Annotated in this window: 14 protein-coding genes; 3 read left to right on the forward strand and 11 right to left on the reverse strand. The window is 65.8% G+C overall.

Annotated elements, in window-relative coordinates:
* Positions 1-15: 15 nt before the first annotated feature.
* Both ccmB and ccmA read right to left on the reverse strand, forming a co-directional pair.
* The gene (gene ccmB / locus EZM81_RS12515) at positions 16-672 is read right to left on the reverse strand and encodes a heme exporter protein CcmB (RefSeq protein ID WP_136645947.1); all 657 of its coding nucleotides are present in this window, start codon (positions 670-672) and stop codon (positions 16-18) included.
* A complete protein-coding gene (ccmA, locus tag EZM81_RS12520) occupies positions 669-1,286 on the reverse strand; it encodes a heme ABC exporter ATP-binding protein CcmA (protein WP_136645948.1) in 618 nt (205 codons plus the stop codon). Before ccmA ends, ccmB begins: the two co-directional genes overlap by 4 nt.
* Positions 1,287-1,382: 96 nt before the next feature.
* Between ccmA and EZM81_RS12525 the strand changes: the two genes are divergently transcribed.
* On the forward strand, positions 1,383-2,369 hold the full coding sequence (locus EZM81_RS12525; RefSeq protein WP_136645949.1) for an aldo/keto reductase: 987 nt from the start codon (positions 1,383-1,385) through the stop codon (positions 2,367-2,369).
* A 57-nt stretch (positions 2,370-2,426) separates the two neighbouring features.
* Here the strand turns inward: EZM81_RS12525 and EZM81_RS12530 are convergent, their stop codons facing one another.
* Genes EZM81_RS12530 through yajC form a run of 4 tightly spaced genes read right to left on the reverse strand, consistent with a single transcriptional unit; the run spans position 2,427 to position 5,775 of the window.
* Entirely contained in the window at positions 2,427-2,780 is a 354-nt protein-coding gene (locus EZM81_RS12530) for an Mth938-like domain-containing protein (RefSeq protein WP_136645950.1), read from the reverse strand.
* Positions 2,780-3,754, reverse strand: coding sequence for a protein translocase subunit SecF (gene secF / locus EZM81_RS12535; RefSeq protein ID WP_135450431.1), 975 nt, complete (start codon positions 3,752-3,754; stop codon positions 2,780-2,782). Before secF ends, EZM81_RS12530 begins: the two co-directional genes overlap by 1 nt.
* A 12-nt stretch (positions 3,755-3,766) precedes the next feature.
* The gene (secD, locus tag EZM81_RS12540) at positions 3,767-5,434 is read right to left on the reverse strand and encodes a protein translocase subunit SecD (protein WP_135450430.1); all 1,668 of its coding nucleotides are present in this window, start codon (positions 5,432-5,434) and stop codon (positions 3,767-3,769) included.
* 11 nt (positions 5,435-5,445) lie between these two features.
* On the reverse strand, positions 5,446-5,775 hold the full coding sequence (gene yajC / locus EZM81_RS12545; RefSeq protein WP_135450429.1) for a preprotein translocase subunit YajC: 330 nt from the start codon (positions 5,773-5,775) through the stop codon (positions 5,446-5,448).
* A 419-nt stretch (positions 5,776-6,194) separates the two neighbouring features.
* Here yajC and serS point away from each other — a divergent pair, with 419 nt between their 5' ends.
* Together serS and EZM81_RS12555 are read left to right on the forward strand one after the other, a co-directional pair.
* Positions 6,195-7,487 (forward strand): serine--tRNA ligase, encoded by a 1,293-nt coding sequence (gene serS, locus EZM81_RS12550; protein WP_136645951.1) that lies wholly within the window; start codon positions 6,195-6,197, stop codon positions 7,485-7,487.
* Positions 7,488-7,522: 35 nt separating this feature from the next.
* Positions 7,523-8,230, forward strand: a complete 708-nt coding sequence (locus EZM81_RS12555; protein ID WP_136645952.1) for a hypothetical protein — start codon at positions 7,523-7,525, stop codon at positions 8,228-8,230.
* A gap of 29 nt (positions 8,231-8,259) precedes the next feature.
* On the opposite strand, the gene der is transcribed toward EZM81_RS12555, so the two are convergent.
* The 5 genes from der to EZM81_RS12580 form a co-directional block, all read right to left on the reverse strand.
* A complete protein-coding gene (gene der / locus EZM81_RS12560) occupies positions 8,260-9,726 on the reverse strand; it encodes a ribosome biogenesis GTPase Der (protein WP_135450426.1) in 1,467 nt (488 codons plus the stop codon).
* Positions 9,727-9,774: 48 nt separating this feature from the next.
* A complete protein-coding gene (locus EZM81_RS12565) occupies positions 9,775-11,118 on the reverse strand; it encodes a PQQ-binding-like beta-propeller repeat protein (protein WP_248298220.1) in 1,344 nt (447 codons plus the stop codon).
* A 27-nt stretch (positions 11,119-11,145) separates the two neighbouring features.
* Positions 11,146-11,820 (reverse strand): tetratricopeptide repeat protein, encoded by a 675-nt coding sequence (locus EZM81_RS12570; RefSeq protein ID WP_248298221.1) that lies wholly within the window; start codon positions 11,818-11,820, stop codon positions 11,146-11,148.
* A gap of 65 nt (positions 11,821-11,885) precedes the next feature.
* The gene (locus EZM81_RS12575) at positions 11,886-12,434 is read right to left on the reverse strand and encodes a hypothetical protein (RefSeq protein ID WP_136645953.1); all 549 of its coding nucleotides are present in this window, start codon (positions 12,432-12,434) and stop codon (positions 11,886-11,888) included.
* A 21-nt stretch (positions 12,435-12,455) separates the two neighbouring features.
* Positions 12,456-13,031, reverse strand: coding sequence for a hypothetical protein (locus tag EZM81_RS12580; protein ID WP_136645954.1), 576 nt, complete (start codon positions 13,029-13,031; stop codon positions 12,456-12,458).
* Positions 13,032-13,048 lie beyond the last annotated feature (17 nt).

Genomic DNA, 13,048 nt, shown 5'->3' on the forward strand with positions numbered 1-13,048 from the left:
CCTTCGCGCGAAACGTTAGCGCAAATTGACGCGGAGCGCCGCCGCTGCCGCGAATGGCAACAAGGCCAGCCCCCCCAGACTGATCGCCGCCAGCAGCGCCAGTGGGGTGCCCAGGGCCATGCCCTCGGCCCCGCGCCGCACCACCTCGGCCCCGAAAATCAAGGTCGGGACATACAGCGGCAGGACCAGCAGGCTAAGCAAAAGGCCGCCGCGCTTCAGCCCGACGGTAAGGGCCGCGCCAAAGGCGCCGACGATCGACAGGGTCGGCGTGCCCAGCAGAAGGCTCAGCACCAGCCAGCCGTAGGCCGCCGGCGCCAGGTTCAAAAGGACCCCCAGCCCCGGCGCCATCAGGGTCAGCGGCAGCCCCGTCACCAGCCAGTGCGCCGTGGCCTTGACCGCGACCACCGCCTCAAGCGGGATTGGCGAGGTCGCCAGCAGATCCAGCGAACCGTCCTCGTGATCCAACGCGAAGATCCGGTCCAGCGACAGAAGGCAAGCCAGAAGCGCCCCCACCCACAGGATCCCGGGCGCGATCCGGCCCAGCGTGCCGCCCTCGGCGCCGACGCCCAGCGGAACAAGCACCGCGAGGATCAGGAAAAAGGCCAGCCCCAGGCCGAAGCCGCCCCCGGTCCGCATCGCCAGCCGCACATCACGCAGCAGAAGCGCCCTCATGCGAAAGCCTCGTCGAACCCGTCACGGACCATGATGCGCACCCGGTGCGGGTCGAGGTCCAGCACCCGCGCCTCGGGCAACCCCAGATCGACATGCGTCGCGATGATTGCCGCCCCACCCCCGGCCAGATGCCCGCGCACCGCGCCTGCGAACAGTGCAACCGAGGCGACGTCCAGGCTGACGGTCGGCTCGTCCAGAAGCCAAAGGGGGCGCCCGGTGACCAACAAGCGCGCCAGGCCCAGCCGCCGCTTCTGCCCGGCCGACAACTCTCCTGCCCGGCGGCGGACCAGGGCGGCAAGGTCCATCGCCTGAACCGCAGGGCCGATGTCCGGCCCGCCGTAGATCGCAGCCCAGAACGCAAGGTTCTCTGCCACGGTCAGTGTCGATTTCAATCCGTCGGCATGGGCGGCATAGGCGATGGTCTCGGGCGCAAGGTCGATCTCGCCCGCAGTTGGCGGCTGCAAACCGGCCAGCGTGCGCAAGAGCGTGGTCTTGCCCGACCCGTTCGGCCCGCGCAGGATCAGCGCCTCGCCCGGTGCCACGGCAAAGCCCAGCCCCTGCAGGACAGTCACCCCACCCCGTGCCACCGCCAGATTGCGCACCCCGATCACCATGGAACGCAGGCCTAACCCAAGGCGGCCCCGCCGAAAAGGGGCATGGTCATCCGCCGCGCGCGACCCTATGTCTTGCGCGCAAGCAAGGAGACAACGATGCAGAGCATTCCCTTCGGCCGTACAGGCCGCATGACCACCCGGATCGGCTTCGGCGCGTGGGCCATTGGCGGCACCTGGGGCGAGGTCAGTGTCGAGGACGCGAAGGCCACGCTGCACGCCGCGCTCGACGAAGGCATGACCTTCATCGACACCGCCGATGTCTATGGTGACGGGCGGTCGGAACGCATCATCCGCGAGGTTCTGGCCGAACGGCCGGGCGAGCGGCCCTTCGTCGCCACCAAGGCCGGGCGCCGGCTTTCGCCGCATGTCGCCGAAGGCTACACCGCCGCCAACCTAGAATCCTTCATCGATCGATCGCTGCTGAACCTGGGGGTAGAGCGGCTTGACCTTGTGCAACTGCACTGCCCGCCGACCCCGGTCTATTCCGACACAGAGGTCTTTGCCGCCCTTGACGCGATCAAGGCCAAGGGCAAGATCGCCGACTACGGCGTATCGGTCGAGACGGTCGAGGAAGCCCGCACAGCGATCCGCCAGCCCGGCGTGGTGTCGGTGCAGATCATCTACAACCTGTTCCGCATGAAGCCTGCCGAGCTTTTCTTCCCGGAAGCCAAGGCAAAGAACGTGGCAATCATCGCCCGGGTTCCGCTGGCTTCGGGCCTTCTGACCGGGAAGATGACGAAGGACAGCCAGTTTGCCCCTGACGACCACCGCAGTTTCAACCGCAACGGCGAGGCGTTCGACAAGGGCGAAACCTTCTCTGGCGTTCCCTTCGAGGTGGCACTCGAGGCAGTGGAAGAACTGCGCCCGCTGGTGCCGGCAGGTGCCACGATGGCGGCCTTCGCCTTGCGCTGGATCCTGATGGAGGATGCGGTGACGGTGGTCATTCCCGGCGCGAAGTCGCCGGCACAGGCCCGGGCCAATGCCGCGGCGGCTGCGATGCCTCCCCTGTCGCCGGCGGTGATGGAGAAGGCCCGCGAGATCTACACCCGCCTTATCGCCCCCCATGTCGCACACCTGTGGTGACCGGGGCAGAGTTCCATCAGGTCAAGCTGCAAGGGTTCTTGAATACTCTTGCAGCCCTTACACCGGCAGCAAGGCCACGGCGACCCGCCGTCCCTCGCCCAGAAGCACGTTATAGGTGCGGGCGGCAGCGGGCGAGGCCATTATCTCGACCCCGATCCCCTGCCCTTCCAGCGCCTCGCGGAAGGCCTGGGGCACATGCTGGATCGTTGCGCCGGTACCGACGAACAGGACGTCGATCCTGCCTTCCAGCGACAGCGGCGCAGCGATGTCATCATAGCCGCCCCAGGGTCCGGCATCCCACGGCGTGATCAGACAGGCCCCGCGCAGCACATGGCCCGCAACGCGGAAAAAGCCCGGGCCATAGCCCTCGACTGCCCGGGCCGAACCGTAGGTGACCTCGGTCAGGCGCATCAGGCTTCGACTTCGGCGAATTCGTTGCCGGCCTTCGGTTTCTTTGGCTTGTCGCCGCGGTCAAGCCCGATGAACAGCACCAGGTTCTTGGCCACGAAGACCGAGGAATAGGTACCAAGCACCACGCCGATGAATATTGCCAAGGTAAAGCCGCGGATCACGTCGCCGCCAAAGATCAGCATCGCGCCCAGCGCCATCAGCGTCGTGCCCGAGGTCATGATCGTGCGGCTAAGGGTTTCGTTCACCGACAGGTTCATCACGTCCTTCAGTGGCATAGTCTTGTATTTCAACAGGTTTTCCCGCAACCGGTCGAAGACGACCACCGTGTCGTTGATCGAATAGCCCAGAATCGTCAGCAGGGCGGCAATGATTGTCAGGTCGAACTTGATCTGGAAGACCGCGAAGATGCCGATGACGATGAAGATGTCATGCAACAGCGCCACCACGCTGCCCACGGCGAACTGCCATTCGAAGCGCAGCCAGATATAGACCATGATGCAGGCCGAGGCCGCGACCATCGCGGTGATCGCCTTCCAGATCAGCTCTCCGGAAACCTTGGGCCCGACCGATTCCACCGAAGGAAAGGTGATCGTCGGGTCCACCCGCTGCAAGGCCGCCTCGACCTGGGCAATGGTTTCGGGTGTCACCGCCTCCTGCCCCTCCAGTGGCGAAATACGCACCTGTGCCACATGCTGGTTTTCGGCAAAGGTGGGGTCGAAGACCTGGGTGATCGCCACATCGCCAAGGTCAAGCCCCGCCAGCGCCTGACGATAGGCCGCCACATCGATCGGCTGCGTCGCCTCGGTGCGGATCGTGGTGCCGCCGCGGAAGTCGATGCCGAAGTTCAGCCCCATCACCGCCCAGGCGATGATGGCGACAACGGTCAGCAACATCGACCCGCCGAAGGTCAGCCACTGCGCACGGAAGAAGTCGATGTTGGTCTTTTCGGGGACGACACGAAGACGGAAGGCCATGGTTCTGATCCCTTACACGACGACAGTCGCGGGCCGGCGCGCGCGATACCAGAATTCAACGAACAGCCGGGTCACGAACAGGGCCGTGAAGACCGAGGTGATGATCCCGATGCCCAGCGTTACGGCAAAGCCGCGCACCGGGCCGGCGCCAACCGCAAACAGCACGACAGCCGTGATGAAGGTCGTGATGTTGGCGTCAACAATCGCGCTTTTCGCGCGTTCGTAGCCCAGTTCGATCGCGCGACCGGCGTTCCTGTTCTGCCGCAATTCCTCGCGGATGCGCTCGAAGACCAGCACGTTGGCATCAACCGCCATGCCGATCGTCAGCACGATCCCGGCGATCCCCGGCAGGGTCAGCGTGCCGCCGACAGCCGACAATGCGGCAAAGATCAGCGCCATGTTGATCACCAGCGCGACGTTGGCGAACAGCCCGAACAGGCCGTAGCTCGCCAGCATGTAAAGCACGACCGCAGCACCCGCGACCAGGGCGGCAACCTTGCCGGCATCGATCGAATCCTGGCCCAGTTCGGGGCCGATGGTGCGTTCCTCAAGGAAGTTCATTTCGGCCGGCAGGGCGCCCGCGCGCAGTAACACGGCAAGCCGGGTCGATTCCTCGACCGTGAAGTTCCCGGTGATGATGCCAGAGCCACCCGGAATGTGGCTCTGGATCACCGGGGCCGAGATCACCTCGTTGTCCAGCACGATGGCGAAGGGCGCACCGATATTTGCGGCCGTATAGTCGCCGAACTTGCGCGCGCCCGAACTGTCGAAACGGAAGCTTACCGCCGGCCGGTTGTTCTGGTCGAACGAGGGCTGGGCATCAACCAGCTGCTCGCCCGACACAACCGGTGTTTCCTCGACAATGTAATAGACCCCCGGTTCGTCCATCGACGGCAAGAGAAGGTTGCGCGGCCCGGGGTTCGCGCCGGCATCGGTCGTGCGACTGACCACCGCGTTGAAGGTCAGCTTTGCCGTGGTGCCGATCAGTGCCTTCAGCTCTGCCGCCGAGCCGATGCCCGGCACCTGGATCAGCACCCGGTCCTCGCCCTGGCGCATGATCGTCGGTTCGCGGGTGCCGGCCTGGTCAACCCGGCGGCGGATGATTTCCAGCGACTGTTGCAGGGTGCGGTTGTCCGTGGCCTGCTTTTCCGCCTCGGAGAGCTGGATCACGATGTCGTTGCCCTCGGCGGTCACGTCGATCGTGCTTTGCCCGACACCGGTCAGACTCATCACGCCGGTGCCAAGGCCGCGCACCGCCTCCAGTGCGGCGGCCATGCCCTCGGGCCTTTCGATCGTCACCCGCAGGATCCCGTCGGGCGAAGGTGCGCGCCGCACGGCACCCACCTGGTCGCGCAGCGGCCGCAGCGCATCGCGCACATCGGGCCACATCGCATCCATCCGCGACTTGTAGACATCCTCGACCTTGACTTCGGCCAGAAGATGCGCGCCACCGCGAAGATCAAGACCCAGGTTCACCAGCGCCGAGGGCAGGAAATCGGGCCATTCGGCGCGGGCGGCCAACTGTTCTGGCGTTGCAGTTCCTCCCGCGGCCTCGATCGCGGCAACCGCGTCATTGTGGCGCTCCACCCGTGCGTAGAACAGGTTCGGGATCGCCCCCACGATCCCCCAGGCACAGACCAGCAGGATCAGGATACGCTTCCACAGCGCCATGGGTTCCATGGGTCAGAGCCTCAGCTTGCCGCAGGTTCGGTCTTGTTCAGCAGGCTGGTGATCGTGTGCTTCACCACCTTGACCTTGATTCCATCGGCAATCTCGACCTCGATCATGCCGTCCTCCTGCACCTTCGAGACCTTTCCCACGATGCCGCCCGCGGTCACCACCTGGTCGCCACGGCGCAGACCGTCGACCATGGCACGGTGTTCCTTCATCCGCTTCTGCTGCGGCCGGATCAGCAGGAAGTAGAAGATCACGAAGATCAGGATGATCGGCAGGAACTGCGCGACGGCGGCCCCGGCTCCGGGAGCTCCGGCGGCCTGGGCGAAGGCGGGAGAGACGAACATGGGCATCCTTTCCTGCGGGCCGGGGCACGCCCGGCAAGGTGTTCGGCCGGGTCCAGCCCGGCAATCGTCGGCTCATGTAAGCCCTTTCGCGCCGCTTTGCCAGAGGGTGCGGGCGCCATTGCCCGCCCCTGACTGCCCCTGCATGCGCGCGCGATTCGGGCCACATGCTCGACCGCTGTCGCACCAGGCGCGGGCGGGGACGGAAGCAACACGCAAGAAAGCGCGGCGCAAAAGCAGTGGTGCCCCGCCGTTTCCGGCACCTTGGCGTCATTCGCCGGCCTCGTCATCGCGCCGCGCTTCCCTTCCGCATCATGTTGCCCCAAAACACAGTCCACCCATCCGAAGCCCTGCACCCGACACCTTCCCCCTTGCCCGGCAATCGGGCATAGAGCGTCAGACGAACCGAAGGGGGCCACGCCATGCACGACATCCGCTTCATCCGCGAAAACCCCGCCGCATTCGACGCGGCGCTTGCCCGTCGCGGGCTGTCGCCGATGGCGGCCGAGCTTCTGGCGATCGATGAGGCGCGGCGGTCGAAGATCCTGGCGGCGGAAACTGCGGCGGCGGCGCAGAATGCCGCCTCGAAGGAGGTGGGCGCCGCAAAGGCGCGCGGGGATGAGGCCGAGTTTCAGCGGCTTCGTGCCTTGGTGGCCGAGAAGAAGGCCGAGGGCGCCCGGTTGACTGCCGAAGCCGATGCCGAGGATGCGCGCCTGAAGGATGCCCTTGCCCGCATCCCCAACATGCCGCTGGACGACGTGCCCGACGGCCCTGACGAAACGGCGAACGTCGAGATCAGACGCTGGGGCACACCCCGTGTGATGGACTTCAAGCCACTGGAACATTTCGACATTCCGGCAGCCAGGGGCGGCCTGGATTTCCCGACCGCAGCGAAACTTTCGGGCAGCCGCTTTGTGGTGATGCGCGGCGCGGTGGCGCGAGTCCATCGGGCGCTTGCGCAATTCATGTTGGACCTGCACACCCAGGAACACGGGCTGGCCGAAACCTGGACGCCGGTCCTCGTCAAGGAAGAGGCCATGTTCGGCACCAACCAGCTGCCGAAATTCGCCGAGGACAGCTATCAGACCACCAACGGCTGGTGGCTGATCCCGACCTCGGAGGTCACGCTTACCAATTCGGTCGCGGGCGAGATCCTGGACGAGGCGGCCCTGCCCATCCGCCTGACCGCCCACACCAGCTGCTTCCGGTCCGAGGCGGGCAGCGCGGGCAAGGACACCACCGGCATGCTGCGCCAGCACCAGTTCGAGAAGGTCGAGATGGTGACGATCTGCACGCCGGAAACCGCCCTTGCCGAACACGAACGCATGACGAAATGTGCCGAGGCTGTGCTGGAACGACTGGAACTGCCCTACCGGACCATCGTGCTTTGCACTGGCGACATGGGCTTCGGCGCGCAGAAGACGCATGACCTGGAGGTCTGGCTGCCCGGCCAGAACACCTATCGCGAGATTTCCAGCGTCTCGACCTGCGGGCAGTTCCAGGCCCGGCGGATGAACGCGCGCTACCGCCCTGCAGGCGGCGGCAAGCCGGAATTCGTGGCAACTCTGAACGGCTCGGGCCTCGCCGTCGGACGTTGCCTGATCGCGGTCTTGGAAAACGGGCAGCAGACGGACGGCTCGGTCACGCTTCCGCAGGCCCTTGTCCCCTATCTTGGCGGAAAGACGCGGATCACGGCCGATGGTGTGCTGGTCTGACGGATCCGAAACCAGCCGGTGCGCGTAATATCACCATGACACGCGCACCCGCCCTGATCCTGCTTGCCGCGACACTGGCCTTCGGGCTGGCGCCATTCGTCACACCGCCCTTCACCGGCTACGACCCGGCGTTGTTTCCGGTGCAGATCGGTCGGCCCTTCATCCAGCCCGCAGGTTATGCCTTTGCGATCTGGTCGCTGATCTATGCCTGGTTGATCCTGCACGCCGTTTTCGGCCTCTTGCAACGTGCCGACCACCCTGCATGGGCGCCCACGCGCCTGCCGCTGACGCTGGCGGTTCTGGTTGGCTCTGGCTGGCTGTGGATTGCCGGAACTTCGGCAACCTGGGGCACGGTGACGATCTGGATCATGGCCTTCGCCGCGCTGACTGCCTTTCTCCGTTCCCCGACCGAGCCCGACCGCTGGCTTCTCAGCGCGCCCACGGCAATCTTCGCGGGCTGGCTGACGGCAGCTGCGGCCGTGTCCACCGGCGTTCTGATTGCCGGCTACGGCATCCTGTCCAATACCGGGTCTGCCCTGGGAATGCTTGCCTTGGTGCTGCTGCTGGCCATTGCGGTGCAGTCCCGCAAGCCCGGGATGCCGATTTACGGGCTGACCGTGATCTGGGCCCTGGGCGGCGTCGTTGCAGCGAACTGGGGCACGCAGATGGCCGTGGCATGGGCCGCCGCAGGTGGCGCGTTGATCATGCTGGTGCGCCTTGCCCTTGATCTGCGCCGCACCTGAACCTGCGGCACGGCCCCTGCCCGCCCCCGTCAGTCCCGCTTCTTGTCGATATGCTTGCGAAGGCGCGACGGCGTATGGAACTTGCGGTCCTTGAACGGGTTCTGGTCGCCCTGCGACCGCAGGAACAGCCGGATCGGCGTTCCCGGCATGTCGAAATGGTCGCGCAGCCCGTTGATCAGATACCGCTTGTAGCTTTCCGGCAGCTCGTCGGGGCGCGAACACTTGATGACGAAGCCAGGTGGCCTGGTCTTGGCCTGGGTCATGTAACGCAGCTTGATCCGGTGCCCGCCGGGCGCCGGCGGCGGATGCGCCTCGGTCATCGCGCCAAGCCATGAGTTCAGCTTCGCCGTGGGAATGCGACGGTTCCAGACGTCATGCGCCTTCAGGATCGCATCGTGCAGCCGGTCGAGCCCCCGGCCCGTCTTGGCTGACACCGTCACCAGCGGCGCGCCACGCAACTGGGGCAAGAGGCGATCGAACATCTCTTTCAGTTCGGCCAGCTTTTCCTGCTTGCCTTCTTCCAGATCCCACTTGTTCACCGCCACGACGACCGCGCGACCCTCGGTCTCGGCGAAATCGGCGATGCGCAGATCCTGGGTCTCGAAGGGGATTTCCACGTCGAGCAGAACCACCACCACCTCGGCAAAGCGCACCGCACGCAAGCCATCTGCGACCGACAGCTTTTCCAGCTTCTCGACCACCTTCGCCTTCTTGCGCATCCCCGCCGTATCCCAGATGCGAACCGGCGTGCCCAGCCATTCGGTGCGCACGGAAATCGCGTCGCGGGTGATGCCGGCCTCGGGTCCGGTCAACATCCGGTCTTCGCCAAGGATCCTGTTGATCAGCGTGGATTTTCCTGCATTCGGGCGACCGATCACGGCAATCTGGAGCGGCTTCTGCCGGGTCGGGCGATGGGCGGTCTCGTCCGCCTCAAGCGCAGCCTCCTCTTCTGAAATCTCGGTATCGGTTTCCGGCAGGATTTCGGCCTCGCGGGCGGCGAATTCCGCCTCGAAGGGCTTCAGCGCGCGGTAAAGGTCATCCAGCCCCTCGCCATGTTCGGCAGACAGACGGATAGGCTCGCCCAAGCCCAGGCTGTAGGCTTCCAGCGCGCCGGCATCCCCCGCCTTTCCTTCGGCCTTGTTGACACCAAGCAGGACGCGGGCGGCCTTCTTGCGCAGGATGTCGGCGAAAACCTCATCCGACGGGGTCACACCCACCCGGCCGTCGATCAGGAACAGGCAGACATCGGCCATGTCCACCGCGCGTTCGGTCAGGCGTCGCATCCGCCCCTGCAGGCTGTCGTCGGTGACATCCTCCAGTCCCGCCGTGTCGATCACGGTGAAACGCAGGTCAAAGAGCTTTGCGTCACCTTCCCGCAGGTCGCGCGTCACGCCCGGCTGATCATCGACCAGCGCGAGCTTCCGCCCGACCAGCCGGTTGAACAGCGTCGATTTGCCCACGTTGGGCCGGCCCACGATGGCAAGCGTGAAGGTCATGTCTCAGGTCCGTTTCCTGCGAAGCGCCCCCGATACACGGGTTCGCCCCTAACGGAAAGCGTGAAGTTGCCCGTTGCCGCTGACAACGTAGAGCACCCCCCCCGCCACCGCCGGCTGTGCCGCTGCACCCCCCGGAATTTCGGTGCTGTAGGTCAGGCTGCCATCCTCGGGGTTGAAGGCACGCAACAGGCCATCGGACGACACGACCATCACACGACCGCCCGCCAGGACCGGGCCGTAATGCGCGTAAATCCCCTTGCGGCGCTTGATCTTGTCGTTGGTGAAATAGGGCATCGGCACGGCCCAGATCACCTCGCCCGTGGCCGCGTCCAGCCGCACCAGCTCGGCCTCGTCATTCACCAGGAAGACCGACCCGCCGCCGACCGCGACCGGGCCCAGCGCACCTTCGTCCGCCGACCAGATCCGCTCGCCCGAAGAGGCCGAGATCGCCACTGTGCGTCCAGCGGCCGTGCCGGCGTACATCACCTTGCCGTCGATCACCGCGTCGCCGGTGACATCGGCGCTGTAGGCATAGGCGCGGCCCAGCCGCTTGCCGGCCAGAGACACCTGCCAGATCTTCGTGCCGCCACCAATCTTCAGCACGGCCATCAGGTCGCCGGCGTTGGTCGGAAAGATCACCGCCCGGTCACCAACCGTAGGGGCCGCCGTGCCCAGATATCCCGCCGTGCCCGGCGTACCGACCACCTGCCACAGCACCTTGCCATCCGCGGCATCCATCGCCCAGGCGCCGCCGTCGCGGGCGCTGACATAGACAGCCGCACCATCCGTCGCCGGCGCACCCATCACCGGCGCATCCACGCGCTGCCGCCACAGCACTTCTCCGGTCCCTGCGTTCAGCGCCACGACCTCGCCGAAGCCCGTGGTCACGAACAACCGTTCGCCCGATACGGCCAGACCGCCCCCCGGAAGGCCGCCGCCCCGGTCGAACCCGGCCGAGACATCCGTCCTCCATAGAACTGCCCCGCCGGTCGAGGTTGCCTGCACCGCAGACCCCGAGTCGATGGTGAACACCCTTCCGCCCGAGACGACGGGCGCGGCAGAGACGCGGTGCTTGCGGTTCGAACCTGACCCTACATTCGCCGTCCAGACCCGCTGCGGGGTGGCGGATAGGGCGGCATGCGGCATCAGGTGCCGCGCGTTGCCAGCGCGATGCGTCCATTCGTCCAAGGCGACCTGCGGCGGCAAGCTGATCGGCTGGCTTGCATTCTCGCGTTCGGCCGGGGCTGTCGGTGCGGGCTGCCCCTCGACCGGCACGCTGGCGGCAAGATCGGCGCGCACCGGAAAGCGTTCGCCTTGCAGGATCACTTCCTTCTGGCCGCAGGCGGCCAGAAGGGCAATCAGCCCCGCACCTGTCATAAGCCTGATCGTCATGCCTGCCATCTGACAAGATCCCATCGCTCAGCCCGCCGATGCTTCGGGCAATGTGCCACCAAGCGCCGTGACCATCTGGCCGAGCCGCGCACGCAGTGCGCCCGAGGCTTCCTGGTCCTGCATCAGGGTGGTCATCGCGGTTACCGCTTCGTCCGTCCGGCCTTCCTCGATCAGAAGATAGGCCAGAAGTTCGGCCGCCAGAGGCCGATAGGGCCGGCCCGGCTGGGCGATCTCTTCCAGTGCGGCGCGACGGTCAGTCAGCGGCATGTCGGCCCCGGCAACCAGAACCCGACGCAACACTGCAAGATCGCGATAGGTCGGCGCCAGGGTTGCATCCGCAGCCACCCGATCCAGCGCGGCAAGTGTGGCGGTGCGGTCCTCGGCAGGGTCCGACGCAATGACCAGCTGCAGAAGCACAGTCTGCGCCCCATCGGTCGGGATCGCGGCCAGCGCCTCACGGCGTTCGTCGGGGGCCCCGAGGTCCAGCGCGTCGATCAGCGCATCGCCGAAGGCCTGCGCCCGCGCCTCCGCCCTTGATTTCGTCCACTCGGTCCAGATCGTTCCGCCGACCAGCGCAACCACCAGAAGAATGCCGATCCAGCCGTATTTGCGAAACAGCGAGAACAGCCGGTCGCGGCGCACCTCTTCGGTGACTTCTTCGATGAAACTGTCGGGATTGCTCACGCGCCTTGCCTCTGTCATCGCCTTGCCCCGTCTTACAGGCAAAGCCCGCGCGTTGCCAAGCCCTGCCCGGCCGCACCTTCAGGTCAGAATCTTGTCGGAAGCCCCAGGTTGCGGCGGAAACCCGCGATCCATTCCTCATAGCCGGCGGGAAGCGTTCCGTTGGCCTCCATCTCTTCCAGAATGGCCAGAGCCTCGCGGTTTTCGGGCGTCGGGTCGGCCAGAAGGATGGCGGTCCGGTCAAGCGCCTCGGCATTGCGACCAAGCTCCAGCAGCACCGAGGAAAGCTCGTTCTCGGTGTAGGAAAGATCACGCAGCAAGGCGATGTCATTCGGCTGCGCGCCTGCCAGCTCGGTTCGTAGTCGCAGCCCTTCGACAAGCAATGGTTCGGCCGCGCCGGGATTGCCGTCGCCGACATGAAGCACGGCAAGCTTCATCAGCGAAAAGGCCGTATCTCGCCTGTATTGCGACACCGTCGGATCCGCCGCCACCATCGACTGCGGCAGCAGCAGCGTCTCCTGATGCAGGAACATGGCCCCGGCGCGGTAGCCCATCGCCAGCTTGACATCACCGACCCGTTCCAGCGCCACGCCCAAGTCGTGCTGGCGCGGCAGATTGCCCGGATCAAGTGGCACGATTCCTTCCCGCAGCCGGCGTTAACTTTCCTGCGCCTCAAGCGCGGCCACCAGGTCGTTCTGGCTTAGGTAGACATCCCCCAGACGTTCGTGACTGACCGAAAGATCGCGCTGCCAAAGCATGTTGGTGGGGTCGAGAGCGGCCAGTTTCTCGCGGATGGCGACGGCTGCCTGATGGGCCAGCAACGCCGAATCGGCGTCGCCGCGCAGTTTGTTGATGTCACCGATGCGTTCGAAAGTCACCGACAGGTCGCGCAGACGCAGCTTGTTTTCCGGATCCATCGCGGCCAGATCCTCGCGGATCTCCAGGGCCTTGCCATAGCTTTCCAGCCCCCCGTCATAATCGCCATCGGCAACAAGAGTGTCGCCGATGCGTTCGAAGCTGACCGAAAGATCGCGCCGGATTTCCTGGTCTTCCGGGAATTCCTCGGCCAGTGCTGCCGTCACTTGCAGCGAGATGGTGAAGGCCGCCTTGCCCAGCCGCCGGATGGACTGGTAGTCATCCACCGCCTGGATCAGGGCCACGCACCTTTCTGCCAGCGCGGCCGTCACCAACCCAAGCCAGAGCAACAGTCCCGGTACGGCGCGTCGCAGCATCGCACACCCGGTTTGCG

Origin of the sequence: Tabrizicola sp. YIM 78059, assembly GCF_004959785.1 — a bacterium.
Taxonomy (GTDB): domain Bacteria; phylum Pseudomonadota; class Alphaproteobacteria; order Rhodobacterales; family Rhodobacteraceae; genus Tabrizicola; species Tabrizicola caldifontis.

What these genes read in the sequence shown, in the direction of transcription:
- ccmB (WP_136645947.1), bottom strand. Translation starts at nt 672, where the DNA reads ATGAGGGCGCTTCTGCTGCGTGATGTGCGGCTGGCGATGCGGACCGGG.
- ccmA (WP_136645948.1), bottom strand. Translation starts at nt 1,286, where the DNA reads ATGGTGATCGGGGTGCGCAATCTGGCGGTGGCACGGGGTGGGGTGACT.
- EZM81_RS12525 (WP_136645949.1), top strand. Translation starts at nt 1,383, where the DNA reads ATGCAGAGCATTCCCTTCGGCCGTACAGGCCGCATGACCACCCGGATC.
- EZM81_RS12530 (WP_136645950.1), bottom strand. Translation starts at nt 2,780, where the DNA reads ATGCGCCTGACCGAGGTCACCTACGGTTCGGCCCGGGCAGTCGAGGGC.
- secF (WP_135450431.1), bottom strand. Translation starts at nt 3,754, where the DNA reads ATGGCCTTCCGTCTTCGTGTCGTCCCCGAAAAGACCAACATCGACTTC.
- secD (WP_135450430.1), bottom strand. Translation starts at nt 5,434, where the DNA reads ATGGAACCCATGGCGCTGTGGAAGCGTATCCTGATCCTGCTGGTCTGT.
- yajC (WP_135450429.1), bottom strand. Translation starts at nt 5,775, where the DNA reads ATGTTCGTCTCTCCCGCCTTCGCCCAGGCCGCCGGAGCTCCCGGAGCC.
- serS (WP_136645951.1), top strand. Translation starts at nt 6,195, where the DNA reads ATGCACGACATCCGCTTCATCCGCGAAAACCCCGCCGCATTCGACGCG.
- EZM81_RS12555 (WP_136645952.1), top strand. Translation starts at nt 7,523, where the DNA reads ATGACACGCGCACCCGCCCTGATCCTGCTTGCCGCGACACTGGCCTTC.
- der (WP_135450426.1), bottom strand. Translation starts at nt 9,726, where the DNA reads ATGACCTTCACGCTTGCCATCGTGGGCCGGCCCAACGTGGGCAAATCG.
- EZM81_RS12565 (WP_248298220.1), bottom strand. Translation starts at nt 11,118, where the DNA reads ATGACGATCAGGCTTATGACAGGTGCGGGGCTGATTGCCCTTCTGGCC.
- EZM81_RS12570 (WP_248298221.1), bottom strand. Translation starts at nt 11,820, where the DNA reads ATGACAGAGGCAAGGCGCGTGAGCAATCCCGACAGTTTCATCGAAGAA.
- EZM81_RS12580 (WP_136645954.1), bottom strand. Translation starts at nt 13,031, where the DNA reads ATGCTGCGACGCGCCGTACCGGGACTGTTGCTCTGGCTTGGGTTGGTG.